Below are 395 nucleotides of genomic sequence, written 5' to 3'. Positions count from 1 at the left end.
CGGGCGTTGCTTTCATGCTGACCGCGCCTATCATTAATCCTATCGTTTTATTTTCTACTTATATTGCGTTCGGGAATAGATGGAGCGTGGTCTTTTACAGAGGCGGACTGGCTCTCGCCGTTTCGCTGATCATCGGGGTCATCTTATCCTATCAATTTAAGGATAACCAGCTTTTAAAGCCTGACGAACCCGGGCACCATCATCATCACGGTACCTTGCTCCAAAAGCTGGGCGGGACCTTGCGTCATGCCATTGATGAATTTTTCTCCGTGGGGAAATATTTAATCATCGGCGCCTTTATCGCAGCAGCCATGCAGACGTATGTCAAAACATCCACTTTGCTTGCGATCGGGCAGAATGATGTATCCTCTTCCCTCGTGATGATGGGTCTGGCA

The 395-nt window shown here is 48.6% G+C and carries 1 protein-coding gene; it reads left to right on the top strand.

Features of this window, described 5'->3' with window-relative positions:
- The coding region (locus tag RVS70_RS23025) for a permease (protein WP_321135060.1) at window positions 1-395 on the top strand (395 nt) is incomplete at both ends.

It is taken from the genome of Virgibacillus sp. M23, from assembly GCF_034190895.1.
Lineage (GTDB): Bacteria > Bacillota > Bacilli > Bacillales > Amphibacillaceae > Virgibacillus > Virgibacillus salarius.
Note: the sequence above shows the minus strand (reverse complement) of the source record. Positions and strands in the feature narration are given on the sequence as shown.